General features: G+C 63.2%; 17 protein-coding genes and 1 riboswitch. Of the genes, 6 read left to right on the top strand and 11 right to left on the bottom strand.

Annotated features, from left to right (window positions below):
* Positions 1 to 66: 66 nt before the first annotated feature.
* From ACFRFQ_RS02635 to thiO, 3 genes are read right to left on the bottom strand one after another with little or no spacing between them, the layout of a single operon-like run.
* Positions 67 to 819 (bottom strand): thiazole synthase, encoded by a 753-nt coding sequence (locus tag ACFRFQ_RS02635; RefSeq protein WP_033235611.1) that lies wholly within the window; start codon positions 817 to 819, stop codon positions 67 to 69.
* Positions 812 to 1,027 carry a sulfur carrier protein ThiS gene (gene thiS / locus ACFRFQ_RS02630; RefSeq protein WP_138869894.1) on the bottom strand — a complete coding sequence of 72 codons (216 nt, stop codon included), beginning with the start codon at positions 1,025 to 1,027 and terminating at the stop codon, positions 812 to 814. Before thiS ends, ACFRFQ_RS02635 begins: the two co-directional genes overlap by 8 nt.
* Positions 1,024 to 2,103 (bottom strand): glycine oxidase ThiO, encoded by a 1,080-nt coding sequence (gene thiO, locus ACFRFQ_RS02625; RefSeq protein WP_378652730.1) that lies wholly within the window; start codon positions 2,101 to 2,103, stop codon positions 1,024 to 1,026. Before thiO ends, thiS begins: the two co-directional genes overlap by 4 nt.
* Positions 2,104 to 2,250: riboswitch (TPP riboswitch) on the bottom strand.
* 26 nt (positions 2,251 to 2,276) lie between these two features.
* Between thiO and thiE the strand changes: the two genes are divergently transcribed.
* The gene (thiE, locus tag ACFRFQ_RS02620; RefSeq protein WP_378652728.1) at positions 2,277 to 2,969 is read left to right on the top strand and encodes a thiamine phosphate synthase; all 693 of its coding nucleotides are present in this window, start codon (positions 2,277 to 2,279) and stop codon (positions 2,967 to 2,969) included.
* Between the two features lie 219 nt (positions 2,970 to 3,188).
* Positions 3,189 to 3,320 carry a hypothetical protein gene (locus ACFRFQ_RS02615; RefSeq protein WP_260684257.1) on the top strand — a complete coding sequence of 44 codons (132 nt, stop codon included), beginning with the start codon at positions 3,189 to 3,191 and terminating at the stop codon, positions 3,318 to 3,320.
* Between the two features lie 97 nt (positions 3,321 to 3,417).
* On the opposite strand, the gene ACFRFQ_RS02610 is transcribed toward ACFRFQ_RS02615, so the two are convergent.
* A complete protein-coding gene (locus ACFRFQ_RS02610; RefSeq protein WP_378652726.1) occupies positions 3,418 to 4,023 on the bottom strand; it encodes an NUDIX domain-containing protein in 606 nt (201 codons plus the stop codon).
* 162 nt (positions 4,024 to 4,185) lie between these two features.
* On the opposite strand from ACFRFQ_RS02610, the gene ACFRFQ_RS02605 reads away from it, so the two are divergent.
* Genes ACFRFQ_RS02605 through ACFRFQ_RS02595 form a run of 3 tightly spaced genes read left to right on the top strand, consistent with a single transcriptional unit; the run spans position 4,186 to position 8,865 of the window.
* Positions 4,186 to 5,550, top strand: a complete 1,365-nt coding sequence (locus tag ACFRFQ_RS02605; RefSeq protein WP_378652723.1) for a hypothetical protein — start codon at positions 4,186 to 4,188, stop codon at positions 5,548 to 5,550.
* Positions 5,547 to 6,533 (top strand): glutamate ABC transporter substrate-binding protein, encoded by a 987-nt coding sequence (locus ACFRFQ_RS02600; protein ID WP_378652721.1) that lies wholly within the window; start codon positions 5,547 to 5,549, stop codon positions 6,531 to 6,533. The genes ACFRFQ_RS02605 and ACFRFQ_RS02600 overlap by 4 nt, the downstream gene beginning before the upstream one ends.
* A gap of 7 nt (positions 6,534 to 6,540) precedes the next feature.
* Positions 6,541 to 8,865 carry a tetratricopeptide repeat protein gene (locus ACFRFQ_RS02595; protein WP_378652719.1) on the top strand — a complete coding sequence of 775 codons (2,325 nt, stop codon included), beginning with the start codon at positions 6,541 to 6,543 and terminating at the stop codon, positions 8,863 to 8,865.
* On the opposite strand, the gene ACFRFQ_RS02590 is transcribed toward ACFRFQ_RS02595, so the two are convergent.
* The 6 genes from ACFRFQ_RS02590 to ACFRFQ_RS02565 form a co-directional block, all read right to left on the bottom strand.
* The gene (locus ACFRFQ_RS02590) at positions 8,862 to 10,061 is read right to left on the bottom strand and encodes an acetate kinase (RefSeq protein WP_378652716.1); all 1,200 of its coding nucleotides are present in this window, start codon (positions 10,059 to 10,061) and stop codon (positions 8,862 to 8,864) included. The genes ACFRFQ_RS02595 and ACFRFQ_RS02590 overlap by 4 nt on opposite strands.
* A complete protein-coding gene (gene pta, locus ACFRFQ_RS02585) occupies positions 10,058 to 12,142 on the bottom strand; it encodes a phosphate acetyltransferase (protein ID WP_378652714.1) in 2,085 nt (694 codons plus the stop codon). Before pta ends, ACFRFQ_RS02590 begins: the two co-directional genes overlap by 4 nt.
* 146 nt (positions 12,143 to 12,288) lie before the next feature.
* Positions 12,289 to 13,302: a glucose-6-phosphate dehydrogenase (coenzyme-F420) gene (fgd, locus tag ACFRFQ_RS02580; RefSeq protein WP_378652712.1), complete on the bottom strand. Its 1,014-nt coding sequence runs from the start codon at positions 13,300 to 13,302 to the stop codon at positions 12,289 to 12,291.
* Between the two features lie 78 nt (positions 13,303 to 13,380).
* Entirely contained in the window at positions 13,381 to 13,728 is a 348-nt protein-coding gene (locus tag ACFRFQ_RS02575) for a YidH family protein (RefSeq protein WP_378652709.1), read from the bottom strand.
* On the bottom strand, positions 13,725 to 14,201 hold the full coding sequence (locus ACFRFQ_RS02570) for an RDD family protein (protein WP_378652707.1): 477 nt from the start codon (positions 14,199 to 14,201) through the stop codon (positions 13,725 to 13,727). The genes ACFRFQ_RS02575 and ACFRFQ_RS02570 overlap by 4 nt, the downstream gene beginning before the upstream one ends.
* On the bottom strand, positions 14,201 to 14,884 hold the full coding sequence (locus ACFRFQ_RS02565; protein ID WP_378652705.1) for a hypothetical protein: 684 nt from the start codon (positions 14,882 to 14,884) through the stop codon (positions 14,201 to 14,203). The genes ACFRFQ_RS02570 and ACFRFQ_RS02565 overlap by 1 nt, the downstream gene beginning before the upstream one ends.
* A 157-nt stretch (positions 14,885 to 15,041) precedes the next feature.
* Here ACFRFQ_RS02565 and ACFRFQ_RS02560 point away from each other — a divergent pair, with 157 nt between their 5' ends.
* On the top strand, positions 15,042 to 15,950 hold the full coding sequence (locus ACFRFQ_RS02560; RefSeq protein WP_378653515.1) for an alpha/beta hydrolase: 909 nt from the start codon (positions 15,042 to 15,044) through the stop codon (positions 15,948 to 15,950).
* A 15-nt stretch (positions 15,951 to 15,965) separates the two neighbouring features.
* On the opposite strand, the gene ACFRFQ_RS02555 is transcribed toward ACFRFQ_RS02560, so the two are convergent.
* A complete protein-coding gene (locus tag ACFRFQ_RS02555) occupies positions 15,966 to 17,108 on the bottom strand; it encodes an LLM class flavin-dependent oxidoreductase (protein WP_378652702.1) in 1,143 nt (380 codons plus the stop codon).
* Between the last annotated feature and the right edge of the window lies 1 nt (position 17,109).

The following is a 17,109-nucleotide window of genomic DNA, read 5'->3' as shown; positions in this document are numbered from 1 at the left end:
CGCAGGTCTAGTTCGATGTGGTACCCAGGTAGGACATGGACCCCAGGTACCACCCCGAGGGAACCCCTAGGAGGACGCCTGCGCCCAGAATCGTTTCGGGATCCGGCCGGCATGGCGGGCCTCGAAACCGGCGACGACGGCATGGCGCATCGCCGACGCCATGAGCGCGGGATTCTTGGCCCTGGTGACCGCGGTTGCGAGAAGCACCGCGTCGCAGCCCAGTTCCATGGCCAGTGTTGCGTCGCTGGCCGTTCCGATCCCGGCGTCGAGAATGACCGGCACACCGGCGCGCTCGACGATCATCTCGATATTGTGCGGATTCGCGATACCCAGTCCGGTCCCGATAGGTGAACCGAGCGGCATGACCGCGGCGCAACCGACCTCTTCGAGTCGAAGCGCCAACACCGGGTCGTCCGTTGTGTACGGCAGTACCGTAAATCCGTCGTCCACCAATTGTTCTGCGGCGGAGACGAGTTCGATGGCGTCGGGTAGCAGAGTTCGTTCGTCGGCGATGACTTCGAGTTTCACCCAGCTGGTCTCGAGTGCCTCACGTGCCAACTGCGCCGTCAACACTGCTTCGGCCGCGCCGCGGCAGCCGGCTGTGTTCGGTAGTGGTTCGATTCCGAGGCGCCTGAGCAGATCCAGCACGCCGGTCCCGCCGGCAGCGTCGACGCGTCGCATCGCGACCGTGGTCAGTTCGGTACCGGACGCGACCAGCGCTTCTTCCAGAACAGCGAGGTTGGCAGCGCCGCCGGTGCCGGTGATGAGCCGGGAGCCGAAGGTACGGCCCGCGATAGTCAGGAGATCGTGTTCAGCCACCCTGCACCGCCGTGAGGATCTCGATTTCCCAACCACGCGCGACGGATTCGTCCCAGCGCCCGCGCGGGAATAGCGCACCGTCGACGGCGACGGCAATTCCCTTGCTGGGCAGTTCGAGGTGTGTCAGAAGTTCGGTCACCGTGACGGCTCGATCGAATTCGAGTTCCTCGCCGTTGACGGTGATCCCGATCGGGACCTGCTCACTCATGAATTTTCCTTCACTGCTGCGAACCGCTCGGGTTCGGTTCCTTTGACCTCGACCAATGATGTGCCGTTCAACAACGCGAGTGTCGCGTCTGCCGTGACCGGAGTCAGGAGCACGCCGTTGCGGCCGTGCCCGGTGGAAATGACAACACGCTCCGAGACCCGCCCGATCAGCGGCAGGTTGTCCGGCGTCATCGGACGTAACCCGGCCGCGCACTCGTAGAGTTCGTATTCACCGATCGCCGGCATGAGGGCTTCGGCGTCGTTGATCAGATCTCGCACACCGGCCATGGTGACCTGCGTGTCCTCGCCGGATTCGTATTGTGTTGCGCCGACCACGATTCCGTCGCCGCGCGGCACGAGGTACGCGGGTCGGCCGTGGACGCTGCCTCGGATGGTTCGACTGGGCGCGGGTGTCACTCCCGGCCGGCTGCGCAAACGCAGGATCTCACCTTTGACCGGCCGAACGGGAAGTCCCGGCCACAGCTTCGGTGAGGCGATTCCTGCGCTCAGCACGATCTGGTCGGTGTCGAGTTCCGTGAGATCGTGCACGGCGCGGTTGATCAATTCGACGCCCGACGCCGCGCACGCTGCCTGCAGCGCGGCCAACAACACACGATTGTCGACGGCGGATTCACCGGCGGCCATGAGGCCCGAGCGGATTCCGCGGCCGAGCATCGGTTCGAGTTCACGGATCTGGGCTCGGCCGAGAATCTGCAGTTCGTGTCCCTGCGCGCTGACCCACTCCGCGATGGTCGCCAGGTCTTGGGCGTCGGCGCTGTCGAGAGCAACGGTGAGTGAACTGTCAGTCGTGAACACCGACGGTCCGAATTTCTGGAGATGCGCGCCGAACTCCGGCCATCGCTGCAACGAGGCCGCGCCGACGGTCAATGCTGTTTCCTCGCCCGGCCATCCTTCGGACAACGGGGCAAGCATTCCACCAGCGACCCAGGAGGCGCCGGTTCCGATCGCCGGGTCGTACAGCTGTACTGCCCATCCGTCGCGCGCCGCGTACCAGGCAATGGACAGTCCGATGACTCCCCCGCCGATCACCGCAACCGAGCGTGCGTGCGTGCTCATGACAATTCCACCTTTTCTTCCTGCGCCGGCATGATCCGGGTCAGGTCTGACGGTCGGGATCTTTGTCGCGATCCCCTCTCAGCCCCACGAACTTTGCCTTCGCGACAAATGCGACGGCACAGTTTCGGGACTCCCGTGTCGAACCTTGCTTCCTAGAGGCTACCGTTTGCTTCGTGCACCCCACACATCCCAGTAACCTCTTCGACCGGCGCGAGCGCCTGGCAGCAGCACGGCTGTACCTGTGCACCGACGCACGTCGCGACAAAGGCGACCTCGCACAGTTCGCGGAAGCCGCGTTGTCCGGTGGTGTCGACATCATTCAACTCCGGGACAAAGGCTCTGCGGGTGAGCGCGAATTCGGACCGCTCGAAGCGAAGGACGAACTGATCGCTCTCGGGGTTCTCTCGGCTGCCGCGAGACGTCACGGCGCACTCCTTGCCGTGAACGACCGCGCTGACCTGGCAATGGCGTCGGGCGCCGACGTGTTGCATCTGGGCCAGAACGACATCCCCGTCCCCTACGCGCGGACGGTTGTCGGCAACGACGTCGTCATCGGCCGTTCCACGAGTTCACGCGCTCAGGCCAGCCTGGCTGCCATCGAAGAGGGCGTCGACTACTTCTGCACCGGACCGGTCTGGGCAACACCGACAAAGCCGAACCGCAGTGCTGCCGGCCTGGATCTGGTGCGCTCCACCGCTGATGCAACGCCGACGCGTCCCTGGTTCGCGATCGGCGGTATCGACGAGGCTCGGGTTCCGGAAGTACTGGCGGCAGGAGCCACCCGGATCGTCGTCGTTCGAGCCATCACCGAGGCAGCGGATCCACAGGCTGCCGCACGTCGACTTGCCGACCTACTCGCGACCTAGTTACCTCCCAGTTCAGTCTTTGGTCCCGCACCGTTTGCACTGTGATTGTTCATAGTCCACCTTGTGTTGACCGACAAGAAATAGGCTGCGCGTTTGTCCGATCAACAGCCAAAAAGTTGCCAAATTGTGATTTTCGCCACAGAATTGTCCGTTGGATCCCGACCAATCAGTCTTCTGATATAGCTTATCCCCAGTTAACAATTCGACGTAGGAGTTTTCATGGGATCGTTCGACACCGCCTCGCTGAGCACCGAATCGCTCGAGGATCTGAACCTCGGCAAGATCAGCGAGCTGCTCAAGCTCGGCATCACCGCCGTTTCCTTCATCACCGCCCTGAACTCACTCAGCTGAGCGCAGTTTCGGCCCTTCGCGCCGAAACAACAGCACACAAAAGGGTCGGACTCCTTATGACGCGAGTCCGACCCTTTTATGTGCTGTCTGTGTTGTCTTACGCCTGAGCGCGGGAACTTCCCGATCTGTCCTGGGTAGACCCCGACTGCACGGAATCCGCGTCTCCCGGAGTCCAACCGAAACCACCTCCGGGCAACACGACCGTCCGGGCTCCACCACCGTCGGTTTCCGCGTCGCTCGTAACAACGGACGTTCGCAAACTCGGCCAGGCCGAGTGAAATCCCGGATGTAGCGGCAGGCTCTCGACGTCGTCCTCGCGAACCCATCGCAATTCGGTGCTCTCGCCATTCGCGACCGTCTCCAGCGGACTTTCGACGTCGGCAACCACCGTCGTATACGTCCATCCACTGTCTGCGCGCATGGTGACGACGTCGCCCCGCACGCGTACCGCCGCCGAGTCGATTCCGGCTTCTTCGTGCGCTTCTCGGACGGCTGCATGCGTCGTACTTTCGTGCGAATCACGCGCTCCGCCTGGCAAAGCCCACGTTCCGCCCTGATGGCTCCACGCCGCGCGATGCTGAAGCAGCACCATCGGAGTTCCGTCTATGTCAGGGGCACGCAACAACAATCCGGCGGCGCCATGACGCCCCCAATGCCGAGTTCCGTCCGATCCGACCGACCAACCGTCACCGTCACCACGCATCGACTACCTCGCCCTGCCTTAAGGCCCACTGCCTATTCGCCACTATCCTGACCCACACTAACCCGTTCAATCTGCCCTCGGTGCGGACCATACTTATATGCTCGCGAAGAGGCCGCAATCCAGCGCTCCGCCGGCTCGAGTGCAGAGAGGGAGAGAAGTTCGATGGTCAGCCGTGTGACACCTTCCCTCGAGCCTCGCACCGCACCCGGGACGTCTCGCGACAACCCGGTGGATACAGCCGCCGCGAGGCCGCTGATCGAGAGCGAACTTCGCGGTTTCATGACCTCGACGCCCGGACGACTCACCGCGGTCGGGATCGTCCTGATCCTTCTCACCGTGGCAGCGGGGTTCCTGGCCGCCGCGACCATCGAGAACCGCCAAGCGCGTCTGGGCAACGTCCTGACGGAAACCGAACCTCTCGCCAACTCCGCTCAGAATCTCTACAGCGCTCTGTCGGTAGCCGACGCGGCCGCAGCCACCGCGTTCATCTGGGGTGGCCTGGAACCGGCGGCGGTGCGTGACCGCTATACCCAGTCGATCGGTGAGGCGTCGGCGGAAATAGTGAACGCGTCCGCCGGACTCGACACTCTGGACATGGCGGGCCAAGCCGCCCTCACCTCCATCTCGACCGACCTCACTGTGTACACCGGTCTGGTCGAGACTGCGCGTGCCAACAATCGCGTCGGAAACCCGGTCGGTGCCGCGTATCTCGGTGAGGCGTCGAATCTGATGCAGACATCGCTGCTTCCCACGGCTCAGCACCTGCACTCGGCGCAAGAAGCGCAAGTCACCCAGGTACAGAATGATTTCGTCCGCCCGCCGTGGTGGCCGATCATCGCGTTTGCGCTGGCGCTGTCGATGCTGATCGCGGTTCAGATCCGCATCGCTCAACACAGCCGTCGACGATTCAACCTCGGATTGATCTTCGCCTCGACAGCTGTTGCCGCGGCGCTGATCTGGCTGTTGACGGTCGGGTTGATCTCGGCGATCTCCACCACCCGCGCGCTCGACGCGGGGGCAGGCCCGCTGCACGAGTTGACCGAGGCCCGCATCATGGCCCAGCAAGCGCGAACAGTCGAGACTTTGAGTCTGGCCCAACGCGATTCCGACGGGGATGACAGCACCATCTTCGTCAACAAAGTGAACAACGTCGACGGCATTCTCCGTCAGTTGCACGGTGATCAACGCGCCGGCGTCGATACCGCCGTGCTCTCGCAGGCAATCGACGCCCGCGAGCGATGGGTGGCCGCGCACGGCCGGATGACCGAACGGCTCGGTGTCGGAGATTTCACGGGAGCCGCGAACATCGCTGTCGGATCGGGTGCGGAAGATTCGTCGGCCGAGTACGGTGCGCTCGACGAATCCCTGTGGCAAGCGATTGTCGATTCCCGCGAGAATCTTCGCGCCGACATCTCCCATGCCTCGCGCGTGTTGTCGGCGTCGGCACCCGGAGTGACGATGCTGGCGGTGCTTGCCGTTGTCGGGATCGCCGTCGGATTCTGGCCACGGCTGCGGGAGTACCAGTGAGCGGTGGATCGAGAGTGCGGGCGTGTGTTGCGGTGGGTGCGGCAGCGCTACTGCTGGTTGCGTGCGGCGGAGTTCGCAACGAGGATCTGACGCCGTCCCCGGCCACGTCCTACACGCAGCCGCCGCTACCGGCTGAAGCCACCATCGCGCCAAGCCCTACGCCGACAACACCGACCGACTGTGGAGATCCGACGGCCAGCTTGCGCCCGGTCCCTGCCGACGCGAATCCTCGCCCGCCGCAGCCGAGTGTCGACAAGATTCGCGAACGTGGCCGCCTCATCGTCGGACTCGATACCGGGAGCAACCTCATGAGCTTCCGCGACCCCGCGACCGGACGCCTCGAAGGTTTCGACGTCGATATAGCGCGTGAAGTTGCCCGCGATCTCCTCGGCGATCCGGAGAAGATCGAGTACCGAATCCTGACGTCCAGCGAGCGGATCGAAGCACTCCAGAATTCCACCGTCGATATCGTCGTCAAGACCATGTCCATCACGTGCGAACGCCGGGAGAAGATCGAGTTCTCCAGCGAATACTTCAATGCCCTCCAACGCATTCTGGTTGTACGGGGATCCGATATTCGCGGCATCGACGACCTGGCTGACAAACGTGTCTGTGTCGCGAACGGGACGACGTCTCTGAGCCGCATCCAGAAACTTCAACCGGCGGCCACGGTTGTCACCGTCCCCATGTGGTCGGATTGCCTTGTCGTACTTCAACAAGGACAAGTCGACGCAATCACCACCGACGACACCATCCTCGCCGGCCTGGCCTCGCAGGATCCGTATCTCGACATGGTCGGAAGTTCGTTGGGCATCGAACCGTACGGAATCGGTATCAACATCGGCAACACCGACCTGGTCCGATTCGTGAACGGCACCCTGGACCGGATCCGCACCGACGGCACCTGGAACTCTCTCTACAACCGTTGGCTCACCATGCTCGGACCGACTCCCGGTCCCCCACCTGCGGCATATCGGGATTGAGGCGCTCATGACAGAATCTCGAGACCCGAAGGACGACGATCCCGCCGACACCGAGTCCGAACATGCTGCTACACAGGCGGCGCCGCGATTCGAGCCGGATTTCACCGCGGCCACTGCCCGTCCCGAGCAGACGTCCGCACAGTTGCGTGAGTCCGTTCCGTCCGCTGTGTCGACGCCGACAGGTCGGTCCACTCGTTCCCGACGCTCGCGCTCGACTCGCAAACTCCGTCTGGGCGGCGGACTGGTCGAGGTCCCTCCGGTTCCCCACATAGACCCGGCGTCGGCGGTCATGAGCGATGCAACGGTCCCCGAACGCAAACGTTTCTGTTGGAAGTGCGGAGAACCTGTGGGCCGCAAAGCGGCCGGCACGTCGCCGCGTCAGAGCGGTGTGTGCCCCAAATGTGGTTCGGCCTTCGATTTCCGGCCATTGCTCGAAGAAGGCGAACTGGTTTCCGGTCAATACGAGGTGCAGGGGCCGATAGCGCACGGCGGACTCGGGTGGATCTACCTTGCGATCGACCGCAATGTCAGCGACCGTTGGGTAGTTCTGAAGGGACTCTTGCACTTCGGTGATTCCGAGGCTCAGGCTGTTGCGGTTGCCGAACGGCAGTTCCTGGCAGAAGTAGCGCACCCCAGCATCGTCAAGATTTTCAACTTCGTCGAGCATCCTCGCCCCGACGGCACCCCTATGGGCTATATCGTCATGGAATACGTCGGTGGGCGATCGCTCCGAGAGGTGCTCGCCACGTTCCCGGACGGCCGTCACATGCCGATCGAGCAGGCCATCGGGTACATCCTGGAAATCCTTCCCGCCCTGAGTTATCTGCACTCCACCGGCTTGGCGTACAACGACCTCAAACCCGAGAACGTCATGGTCACCGAGGACCAGTTGAAACTCATCGACCTCGGCGCCGTTTCGGGTATCGAGGATTACGGATATCTGTACGGCACAGCGGGTTACCAGGCCCCCGAAATCATCGAGACCGGCCCGACGGTTGCATCCGATATCTTCACCGTCGGCCGCACACTGGCCGTGCTCACACTCGACATGCCGTCCAAGCACGGTCGTTACCTCGACGGGCTCCCCGATCCCGCCGACGAGCCGGTACTGAGCGAGTACGAGTTCTTTCACCGGTTGCTCCTTCGCGCCACCGATCCGGATCCGAAGAAGCGATTCCAGTCTGCGGACGAGATCGGCGGTCAACTTGTCGGTGTCCTCCGCGAAGTGCTGGCTCAGCAGAGTGGGCAGGAAAACCCGGGGCTCTCACTCGTATTCAGTAGACAGCGAACCTCTTTCGGCACCGACAATCTGGTTGCGCAGACCGACGTGTATGTCGACGGCATTTCCCGCGACAGCGGACTCGATCCTGTCGAAGTTGCGCATGCGCTTCCCATCCCGTTGGTCGACCCCGCCGATCCGAGCGCACCGTTGCTCGCCGCGGCCGTCCACAGCGAACCGTCCCAAACCCTCGACGCACTTCGCCGGGCCCGCGAGGGTGGGATCGATCGGGTGGCCTCGACAACCGAGGTGGCATTTTCCGGAGAGTTCAGACTGGCCGAAGCCAAAGCGCATCTGGATCTGGGCGACCCGGACGCCGCGCACGAGATACTCGACGAGTTGCATTCCACCATCGGCGATCACTGGAAGATCGACTGGTACCGCGGCCTAATGGGGTTGCAGCAGAGCGCATTCGAATCGGCTTTCACGCATTTCGAATCGGTTCTCACGGCCCTGCCTGGCGAACTTGCACCCAAACTCGCACTCGCGGCAACCGCCGAATTGGTACTGCAACAATGGGATTCCGAGGATCCCGACCAATGGTGCCAGTTCGCGAGCAAGTTCTACCACACGGTTTGGCAGACCGACCACAACTACGTCAGCGCGGCATTCGGTTTGGCTCGCCAACTCGCCGAACGCGGAGACACCGCTGCCGCGGTCACAGCGCTGGACGAAGTTCCCACCAGCTCACGCCATTACAACGTTGCCCGCATGACCAGCGCGCTGACGATGCTCTCCGGCACCGAGATAGCGAACCTCGACGAGTCCACTCTGCGGGAGGCGGCCAGACGCGTCCGGGCCCTGCCGGCCGACGAGGGGCGCTGCCTACAGATGCGGACCCTGGTACTGGGTACGGCACTGGACTGGATCAAGGCCGGAAACCGCGCCCACGACGAACTCGAACCGATCCTCGATCTCCCCTTCACCGAGCACGGTTTACGCACGGGTGCCGAAATGTGCCTACGCGCTCTGGCCCGTACCACCGTGTCCCGAACGCATCGCTACGCGCTGGTCGACCTCGCGAACAGCGTCCGTCCGCACAGTAATTTCTAGCGCGCCGTCACGAACTCCTGGGCTGCCCGCGCGATAGCCAACTCCTCGTTGGTGGGAACAACCAGCACGGTCACCGCGGATTCCGCGCCGGAGATCCGACGCTCGTCGCGACTCTTCGTCTCGTTGAGTGCAGCGTCGACCTCGATGCCCAGACGCCCGAGGCCGGCGAGGCTGTCGCGGCGGACGTCGATGTTGTTCTCGCCCACTCCACCGGTGAAGGTGATGACGTCAACGCCGCCCAGTTGAACGATGAAGGCGCCGATGTACTTTCGCAGCATGTGAATGTAGACGTCGTACGCAAGTTTCGCGTGCTCGTCCCCGGCGGCGATCAACTCGAGCAGTGCCCGGAAATCGTTGACACCCGAGAGCCCCTTCAGCCCGGAGCGGCGGTTGAGAAGGTCGTCGATCTCGTCGACCTTCATGCCCGAGTTCCGGTTGAGGTGCAAGATGATGCCGGGGTCGATGTCTCCACTGCGGGTTCCCATGACCAGGCCTTCGAGCGGGGTGAGTCCCATCGTGGTGTCGATGGCCTTGCCACCCTTGATCGCCGATGCCGACGCGCCGTTGCCCAGGTGCAGGACAATCTGATTCAGCTCCGCCGGATCCTGATCGAGGAACGCGGCGACCCGGCCGGATACGTATTCATGGGATGTGCCGTGGAATCCGTATCGCCGAATCTGGTTGGCTTCGGCCACGTCCCGGTCGATCGCGTACGTCGACGCCGCTGCAGGAAGAGTGTGGAAGAACGCGGTGTCGAAGACGGCGACGTGCGGAACGTCGGGCAATTCCTCACGCGCCACCTCGATGCCGATCGCGTTTGCCGGATTGTGCAGTGGTGCAAGAGTCGAGAGATCGGCGATGGCCTTGACAACGGAATCGTCGATCAGTGTCGGTGCGTAGAAGACGTTCCCGCCGTGCACTACCCGGTGTCCAACCGCGATGACGCCGGCCTCGCTCAACGGCCGCCCCACTTCGGCGACAATCTCGAGAACCATCTTCAGTCCGGCCCGATGGTCGGGAATGAACAGGTTGCGGTTCTCGGTTCCGGTGCGGTGATTGTAGACGATATGCCCGTCCGATTCACCGATGCGCTCGATGAGTCCGTGTGCCACCAACTCCGCCGTATCGGGATGCACGAGTTGAAATTTGATGGACGAGGAACCGGAATTGATCACCAGTACGGTGCCGTCGCTCATGCTTGCGCTCCCTGCGCCTGAATGGCCGTGATGGCCACAGTGTTGACAATGTCCTGAACTAGCGCGCCGCGCGAAAGATCGTTGACGGGTTTGTTCAACCCCTGCAGAACGGGGCCGACGGCAATCGCCCCCGCACTGCGTTGCACCGCCTTGTATGTGTTGTTGCCCGTGTTGAGGTCGGGGAACACGAATACGGTGGCCTTACCTGCGACCAGGGAATCCGGCAATTTCTTGTCGGCCACACTCTGCTCGACGGCGGCGTCGTATTGAATGGGACCTTCCACCAACAAGTCCGGGCGTCGCTCGCGCACCAGAGCGGTTGCGGCGCGCACCTTGTCGACGTCGGCGCCGGAACCCGAATCTCCGGTGGAGTACGAGAGCATCGCTATACGTGGATCGATACCGAACTGGCTCGCAGTCTGCGCGGACGAGATAGCGATGTCTGCCAACTGCTGTGCGCTCGGGTCCGGGACCACGGCGCAATCGCCGTACGCCAGCACCCGATCGGCCAGACACATCAGGAAGATGCTCGATACCGTCGACACACCCGGCGCCGTCTTGATGATCTCGAACGACGGCCGGATCGTGTGCGCGGTGGTGTGCGCGGCACCGGAGACCATACCGTCGGCAATTCCCAAGTGAACCATCATGGTTCCGAAGTACGAGATGTCCGCGATCACCTCGCGGGCCCGTTCGACCGTCATGCCCTTGTGGGCTCGAATCGCGGTGTACTCCTGCGCAAATCGTTCCGTGTACTCGGACTGCGCCGGCGCCAGGATGCGCGCCGCGCTGAGGTCGACGCCTAGTTCACCGGCCCGTCGTCGCACGCTTGCCTCGTCACCGAGAATGGTGAGATCGGCAATCTGTCGCTGCAGAACTCGGCCGGCGGCCCGCAGAATACGGTCGTCGCCACCTTCCGGCAGGACGATGTGCTTGCGGTCTTCGCGGGCGCGGTCGATCAGCTTGTACTCGAACATCTGCGGCGTCATCACCGACGGAATGGGTAGTGCCATCCGGCCCAGCAAGGTTTCGGCGTCGACATGACGTTCCATCAGACTGAGCGCGGTGTCGACCTTGCGCTGCGATCCGACGGCAACACGGCCGCGCGTTTGCGCTGCAGCACTGGCGGTGTCGAACGTTCCGAGTGTTGTCGTCAGGATGGGCAGTCGCTGTTTGAGTCCGGCCATCAGGGCGGCGATCGCCGGATGGGGCGTAATTCCACCATTCATGATGATGCCGGCCAGCGACGGAAATCCTTCTGCTTCATGCGCATTCATCAAGGCCAGCAGAACGTCGGAGCGATCACCGGGGGCGATCACCACCATCCCCTCGGTAAGCCGTTCGAGAATATGTTCGGCGGTCATCCCGCCCACCATCACCTTCAGTGCTTCGCGATGCAGCAATTCGGAATCACCCGAATAGAATTCGCCATCGGTGGCCTCCATCAACTCTGCCATCGTGGGCGAGATGAGGAGCGGAATCTCCGGCAGGCTCCACGTGGGAACTCCCAGTCCGGACAACGCGGCGTTCACGTCGTCGAGGGTGGCGGGATCACAGCGATTGGCAACCACGGCCAGCAGATGTGCGTGGTTCGAGGACAATTCGGATGCGCACAGTTGGGCCAGCTGGACTATCTCCGCAGTGGTGCGGCGAGCACCCCGCAGTGCCAACAACACCGGGGAACCCAAATTTGCGGCGATGCGGGCGTTGAAACCCAACTCGCTGGGACTCGCGATATCCGTGTAGTCGCTGCCGATGATCACGACGGCATCGCTGCGCTCGGCCACCTCGTGGTACTTCGCGACGATGTCCGCGAGCGCCGCCTCCGGATCTTCGTGCACCTGCTCGTACGTGACGCCGAGAGCGTCCTCGTACGACAATTCCGCGGTGGTGTGCTCCAGCAGCAATTCGAGGATGTAGTCGGTCTCCGCAGTCGACCGGGCGACGGGGCGGAAGACGCCGACGCGAGCGACCGTCGCGCACAACATCTGCATCACGCCCAATGCAATGGTGGACTTTCCGGTATCACCTTCGGGAGAAGCGATGTAGACACTCGACACGGGTGCAGGCGCGCTGGACATGCCCCACAGCCTAGTGTGGCCGTCCACGCAGCTTGCCCGAACGAGTGGTGACCATCACCGAGAATCAGGTCACCGGTGGCGCTGAGACAGACGAACGGTGCCTGCCACGCGGCGAGTGGCAGACACCGTAAGGATGTTGTTGTCCGTCAGCCCAGTGCGCGCAACCGCGGCGCCAGGTCGCGCTCGAACAGTTCGAGGAAGCGACGCTGATCATGGCCGGGTGCGTGGAACACGAGGTGGTTGAGTCCGGCGTCGACGTAGGCCTTGACCTGTTCGACGGCGTCGTCGGGGTCGGACGCGACGATCCAGCGCTTCGCGACCTGCTCGATGGGAAGGGCGTCGGCTGCTGCTTCCATTTCGATGGGGTCTTCGATGCTGTGCTTCTGCTCGGGGGTGAGCGAGAGCGGCGCCCAGAAACGGGTGTTCTCGAGTGCAGCGTCCGGATCGGTGTCGTAGCTGATCTTGATCTCGATCATCTTGTCGATCTCGGCGACGTCGCGCTCTGCCTTGGCAGCACCTTCTGCCACTGCCGGAAGCAGCTTCTCGGTGTAGAGATCCATGCCCTTGCCGGACGTACAGATGAAACCGTCACCGGCGCGGCCGGCGTACCGTGCGACGACCGGACCACCCGCGGCGATGTACACGGGGATACCCCCCTCGGGGACGTCGTAGATCGACGCGCCACGAGTCGTGAAGTACTCACCCTCGAAGTCGACGCGGTCACCGAGCCACAGCTCGCGCATCAACCGAACCGACTCGCGCAGCCGCGCAAAGCGTTCCTTGAACTCCGGCCATTCGCCCTGGAATCCGGTGGCGATCTCGTTGAGCGCCTCGCCACTGCCCACACCGAGCATGATGCGTCCCGGGTACAGGCAACCCATGGTCGCAAATGCCTGCGCGATGACAGCCGGGTTGTACCGGAACGTCGGAGTCATCACCGACGTTCCGATCTGTACGCGCTCGGTCCGCTCGCCCACTGCCGTCATCCAGGCAAGGGAGAAGGGTGCGTGGCCGCCGTTGTGTCGCCACGGCTGGAAATGATCACTGACCGCAACGGAATCCATGCCGCGCTGTTCCGCGAGAACTGCCAGCTCCACCAGCTCCCGAGGCCCGAACTGCTCCGCCGAGGCCTTGTATCCGAGCTTGAGCTCCTGCGCCACTGTGTGCTCCTTCGTCTTCGTTTTCAATACGACTTCTCTGCACACTATCCAGGCCGCCCGCGGACTTCTACGCGTGGATCAGCGGGCGAGGCTCGTGATGATCGTCGCCACCCCGGCCACAACCGCAACGGCGGCCAAGGCCAGGGCAAACAGCCAGAGCGCATGCGGTTCCGGCATCGGGGCGCCGTCCTCGAGCGCTTTCTTCACCTGCAACCACCGACGCATCCCCACGAGTGCGGCGGCCGCCGCCAACATGATCAGGACAAGTCCGAGTGTGGTGCGCACCCACCCGGTGCTCCATTCGGGAACCAACTGCACTATCGCGATCCCACCGGCCAACAACGCCAACGAACTTCGCATCCACGCCAGAAAGGTTCGCTCGCTGGCGAGAGTAAATCGTTCGTCCGGTCGATTGGGGTCGGTCACGAGTGCTCCACTTCGTGGGTAACGACGATGTCCGGATCCTGGCGCCAGTCGTACACCACCGTCGTCCGCAGCACTATGTCCTGCAACGAGCGTCGACGCCGGTCGATTACGGCCCAGCCGAGACCGAAGGCGAAGAGCACACACGAGATGGCCCGGAGAAGTGCCAGCGGCCAGCGTACGAGCCGATGCCCCGACGTGATGACGCGTAGCCCCATCACCACATTGCCGACAGTTCGGCCGGTCGTCGCCCAACACGCCGTCAAGTACACGGTGGAGACCGTGATGAACGCCGAGGTGGACAGGAAAACCCCGGGCTGGGAGAAGGTGAACGTCTGCGGAGAGAACAGCAGTCGCACAAACGCCACCGCGAGGTATCCACTGCCCATGAGAACAAGTACGACGCCCAGGTCGATCGCTCCGGCGATACCGCGAGTGACAATTCCGGCCGGGCCCGAATTCTGGGATACCGCCACTACTCCTGCCCCGCGATCTTGTCGTTCTTGTCGCGTCCGAACAGTCGACCGACAAAATCCGCCACTGCGTCGTCCGCTTGCTTCCCCTGGACGCGAGCGCCCTGTACCGCTTCGGTGGACAACGACCCGGTGGACTCGCGGATGATCTGGGGCAGATCTACGCCCTCGATGACCTGGTCCGCGATCTTCACCAGATCGACCCGGTAGATCTGGCGTTCGATGTCCACCGAATCGACGATGCCGTCGAGGTCGAGCCGATTGATCACTGCCTCGACGTCCAACCGTCGCGCAATGTCGTCCACGTCGATGCGATCGATGATCGGCTCCAACGACACTCGTTCGGCGATCCTGTCGACGTCGATTGTTTCGGCAATAGTGTCGAGGTCGACGTTGTCGACAACGATCTTCGTGATGTCGACTTCGTCGAGTGCCGCAGTTACCACTGCCTTGATCACCGCCCGCAAGCTTGTGTCGGCAAACGCGATGGTGGATGCGATTGCGTCGTTGCCGAGCTCACTCACCTGCCCGATCGCGTGATCCAGTTGTTCTCCGACAATCGGAATCCGCGGAACCGAGTCCAATGCGGCCGTTGCCGTTCTGCGCGCGGCGCCAAGCGCGATCGACGCCAATCCGAAGCCCAGACGCACAAGGTCGGGCGCCGGACGATCCGACTGCGCGCTCACAAGACCGCCCTCCACCACTCGTTTGCATAACGGACATTCGTTACCTTGCTTCGCATTGTGCCACTGTTGGTATACACAATTCACCAGGACAAAGCTGCGACCGTGGGGAGAGCTGATCGTGACGCGATTCGGGAAACACTTCGGTATCCACCTCACGATGGCAGCGGTGATGGTTGCAGGCTTTCTTGCCCTGACTGCGCCCACCGCGTCCGCGCAGTCCACGGTCACCAGATTCGACGTCTATTCACCGTCGATGGACCGATGGATCAGCAACGACGTCATCTCTCCCGCCGGCGGCGGACCAGCTCCCACGTTCTACCTGTTGACCGGGGTCGGCGGTGGTGAAGACGGGATCTCGTGGTTCAACAACACCGGGGTTCGCGATTTCTTCGACGACAAGCACGTCAACGTGGTGATGCCGATCGGCGGCAAGTACAGCATGTACACCGACTGGAATGCCGACGATCCGGTGCTCGGCCGCAACAAGTGGCAGACGTACCTGACGCAGGAACTCCCCGCAGCGGTGAACTCTCGCTACAACACAACCGGAGTGAACGCCCTCGGCGGCGTGTCGATGGCAGGGGGCCCGGTCCTGGACCTCGCCATTCAGGCGCCAGGGCTGTACCGCGCCGTCGGTTCGTACAGCGGTTGTCCCCGGACCGTCGACGGATTGGGACAGATGGCGGTTCGATCGATGGTGGAAGTTCTCGGACGCGGCAACGTCCACAACATGTGGGGCCGGCCGGGCGGGCCGCAGTGGGCTGCGCACGACCCGCTGGTCAACGCCGAAAAGCTCCGCGGCACACAGCTCTTCATCGCCACGGGTAACGGCATCCCGGGACCGGTGGACGGAATCAACTCGATTCCGGCCATCGCCGGCGTCATTCCTGGCAGCGTGCTCGAGGGGATCACTCAACTGTGTACTGCTGCGCTGCAGGGACGGTTCGCACAGCTCGGCATCCCTGCCACCTTCAGCTACCGCCCCGAGGGCACCCACACATGGGGGCTCTTCGAAGCGGACATGCGCGCGTCCTGGCCGATGATCGCGGGGGCGATCGGAGCGTAGAGGCTTGGCGCGTAATCAGGCCGCCAGTAAGGCGGGTAAACCCCACTCCCTGGCCAGTAGCTCGTACGAGCGCAGACGATCCTCGTGCCGATGAGTGACGCCCGTGATCACCAATTCGTCGGCACCGGTCAGCTTCTGCAGACTGTCGAGCCGGTCCGCAACAGTGCTGGGAGAGCCGACGAACTGCGTGATCAGCCGGTCCTCGACCACCGCGCGGTTACTCTCCGACAACGGGAGTGCTGTCGCCGGGTCCGGGTACGGAATTGCTCCGGCACCACTGCGGATACTGTGCGCCCAGTGCCCGAACGTGGACGCCAACTCCCGGGCTGTTGCGTCGTCCTCTGCCGCGACAACATCGGCGGAGACCACGACGTACGGCTCCGCCAAAGTTTCCGACGGCCGGAATGCCGCGCGGTAGGCCTGCACCGCATCGAGTGTGCTCGACGGCGCCACATGGTAATTCGCGCCGAACGGCAACCCGAGCTTTCCCGCGAGTTCGGCACTCGGTCCGGCGCTGCTGCCGAATACCCACACCTCGACGTCAGCGCCCTCGCCCGGACTTGCGTGCAATTCGATACCGTCGCGGCTGCGATGAGTTCCGTTCAACAGGGCAAGGACCTCGTTGACGTGCTCCTCGAAGTCCGGCGCCTGCGCGCCGGGAAATGACAGCGCCTCGAACGACGCCTGCAGTCGCGGTGACGTGAGCAGTCCCGAAATATCGAAGGGTGCCGGGATCACAACCCCGTCACGCACCACGGTCTCCGTGGGTACATCGCCCAGCGCGCTCTTGCCGGCGGCAACGGCTCGCAGCGCTTCCACCCGGCGCTGGCCGCTACGACCGATACCCAGATCGATCCGGCCCGGGTACAACGCGTCGACGGTACCGAATGCCTCCACCACCGCTGCCGCCGTGTTGTTTCCCAACAGCACGGCAGCGGAGCCGACGCGAATAGTGTTGGTGGCGGCCGCTATCAGCCCGATCAGTACCGCCGGGGACGAACTCGCTACACCGACAAAATGGTGCTCGGCAACCCAATACCGCTTGTAGCCCCAGGTTTCCGCGGACCGGGCAAGATCCAGCGAATTCCGCAGCGCATCTCGCGCGGTACTACCCTCACTGATCGGCGACAGATCCAGAACTGACAGCGGCACCGTCATG

Origin of the sequence: Rhodococcus sp. NPDC056743 (assembly GCF_042790355.1) — a bacterium.
In the GTDB taxonomy this organism is placed as follows: domain Bacteria; phylum Actinomycetota; class Actinomycetes; order Mycobacteriales; family Mycobacteriaceae; genus Rhodococcus_F.
The sequence above is the reverse complement of the archived record's forward strand: the minus strand, read 5'-3'. Positions and strand labels throughout refer to the sequence as shown.

What these genes read in the sequence shown, in the direction of transcription:
- thiS (WP_138869894.1), bottom strand. Translation starts at nt 1,027, where the DNA reads ATGAGTGAGCAGGTCCCGATCGGGATCACCGTCAACGGCGAGGAACTC.
- thiO (WP_378652730.1), bottom strand. Translation starts at nt 2,103, where the DNA reads ATGAGCACGCACGCACGCTCGGTTGCGGTGATCGGCGGGGGAGTCATC.
- ACFRFQ_RS02615 (WP_260684257.1), top strand. Translation starts at nt 3,189, where the DNA reads ATGGGATCGTTCGACACCGCCTCGCTGAGCACCGAATCGCTCGAGGAT.
- ACFRFQ_RS02610 (WP_378652726.1), bottom strand. Translation starts at nt 4,023, where the DNA reads ATGCGTGGTGACGGTGACGGTTGGTCGGTCGGATCGGACGGAACTCGG.
- ACFRFQ_RS02605 (WP_378652723.1), top strand. Translation starts at nt 4,186, where the DNA reads ATGGTCAGCCGTGTGACACCTTCCCTCGAGCCTCGCACCGCACCCGGG.
- ACFRFQ_RS02595 (WP_378652719.1), top strand. Translation starts at nt 6,541, where the DNA reads ATGACAGAATCTCGAGACCCGAAGGACGACGATCCCGCCGACACCGAG.
- ACFRFQ_RS02590 (WP_378652716.1), bottom strand. Translation starts at nt 10,061, where the DNA reads ATGAGCGACGGCACCGTACTGGTGATCAATTCCGGTTCCTCGTCCATC.
- pta (WP_378652714.1), bottom strand. Translation starts at nt 12,142, where the DNA reads ATGTCCAGCGCGCCTGCACCCGTGTCGAGTGTCTACATCGCTTCTCCC.
- ACFRFQ_RS02560 (WP_378653515.1), top strand. Translation starts at nt 15,042, where the DNA reads ATGGCAGCGGTGATGGTTGCAGGCTTTCTTGCCCTGACTGCGCCCACC.
- ACFRFQ_RS02555 (WP_378652702.1), bottom strand. Translation starts at nt 17,108, where the DNA reads ATGACGGTGCCGCTGTCAGTTCTGGATCTGTCGCCGATCAGTGAGGGT.